2 protein-coding genes are annotated in these 2,017 nt (G+C 39.6%); both read left to right on the top strand.

The genetic code is table 11. The annotated features are described in order from the left end of the window. On the top strand, positions 1-963 hold a 963-nt coding region (locus tag Q8907_16720; protein MDP4275912.1), incomplete at its 5' end, for an NPCBM/NEW2 domain-containing protein. A gap of 421 nt (positions 964-1,384) precedes the next feature. Then, on the top strand, positions 1,385-2,017 hold a 633-nt coding region (locus tag Q8907_16715), incomplete at its 3' end, for an ATPase (protein MDP4275911.1).

The following is a 2,017-nucleotide window of genomic DNA, read 5'->3' as shown; positions in this document are numbered from 1 at the left end:
GGAATCAAGAGTGATGTACGTTGGTTAACCTTGACGGATAAAGGAGGTCTGGGATTTGCCATATTGGGCCAGCCTGTTTTTGATGCTTTTGCCATTAAATACCCTGCTCATACCGGGAATAATGATCTTAACGACAGATTTTCAATTGTTTTGGGTTATCATACTGAAAAAGAAAGAATTGCCGGTACTTTTAATCACGGTGACGTTCCTCCGGTGATAAATTATTGTTTCCGGTTCAGGCCAATTGACGGCCGAAATGATGATGTCTCCGGATTGATGCGCGAAACACCTTATACTGATGCAGTAATGATAAGTCCCAGGACTTATGCCCTCAAATATACGGAACCTGTTTCAATGACCTGTACTACCAAAGGGGCTGAAATACATTTCACTCTGGACGGTTCGGAACCTACCTTCCGATCTCCTTTATATACGGGTACTTTCAGAATAATCAAGAAGGCATCTATCAAGGCAAGGGCTTTTGCACCGGAAAGAATTGCCAGTACTGTTACAGCTGCTGATTACGATGTGCTTATCCCGTTGTACAAAAGCAGGTTTTTGAACAATAACAAACAGCAGAAGCAGTCCGTTGATATTCCTTTAAGAAGAATCTGCAAATTGGGAATTCTTATAAATGATCCTTCAGGGAAGAAAACCCGGGCAGTATTGGCTGATGCCAGGTTGATTACCAGGAATGGGGATACGGTGTATTTATCCGATATGGTTCCGGTGAATTATGGTAATTTCCAAGGCAAACCTGTAAATAACCGGGCTGTTGGAGGCGATTCGATAACGGTAGAGGGTGAAAAATATTCAAAAGGTTTGGGTGTGGAGGCTCCTGTTGAACTCTGGTATGAAATCGGCACGGATTGCATACGATTTAAGGTATTAGTGGGCGGAGAAAAGGGGAATTCTTTGCCTTCGGTAAACATCCTTGGAATTAAAGCAGCTTTGAAACGTTAAGGCGATTCCCTTAACGATGCGCCTTCGACTTCGCTCTGGCGGCAGAAACAAAGGTTGTTGAATTGGGTGAGGAGGCTGAACGTAGCCGAAATCGGATAATATTGAGAACATGATGGGATAAAAATGAATGATTTTTATGAAAACAGTTTATGCTTCCCTGTATTGAAATTTTAGATTTGATTAGAACTGCGGTTTCTCTCAATGGTTAAGGGTTCAGATGCTTTCTGGTTGGAAAAATCCAAGTGCCGTAACTAACCATTTAGTAAGTTACCATTTAGTAACTTACTAAATGGTTAAGTAATTTTTCTTATCTTTATAAAAAAGATCATAACGGAACATTCGTGATTTTGGAAACACAAAACAATGATGACTATAAAATATATGGGTGCTCCATGCAACTTTTCAAATGAATAATTTATATATGAAAACACCTTTTACTTTTGGAAAAATAGCTGCAGATGAGGATTTTACTGATAGGGAAGTTGAAGTTGAAAAGCTGGTATTTAACTTCATTTCTTCAGTAAATACCATCATCATATCTCCCCGCAGGTGGGGAAAATCTTCACTTGTGATAAAAGCTGCCGGTGTGGTCACCGGGAAAAGAAAGGATATTCGATTTTGTTTTATTGATCTTAATAATGTCAGAACAGAAGAACAGTTTTATCAACATTATGCGACTAAAGTACTTAAAGCCTCATCAACAAAAGCCGGGGTTATACTAGAGAATGCAAAAAAATTCATGGGCCGGATTGTACCTAAAATTACATTCAGTCCAGTTCCGGGAACGGATTTTAACATTGGATTTGACTGGCAGGAGGTAAAAAAGCATCCTGATGAGATAATTGATCTCCCTGAAAAGATAGCTGCTGGAAGCAAACTACAATTTGTTGTCTGCATTGACGAGTTTCAGAACTTCTCCGGATTTGAAGATCCACTTGCTTTTCAGAATAAGATGAGATCACACTGGCAGAAGCATCATAATGTTTCTTATTGCCTCTATGGGAGCAAGCGTCATATGATGATGAATGTTTTTGCTTCACCATCTATGCCTTTT

It is taken from the genome of Bacteroidota bacterium (assembly GCA_030706565.1).
Lineage (GTDB): Bacteria > Bacteroidota > Bacteroidia > Bacteroidales > JAUZOH01 > JAUZOH01.
The sequence above is the reverse complement of the archived record's forward strand: the minus strand, read 5'-3'. Positions and strand labels throughout refer to the sequence as shown.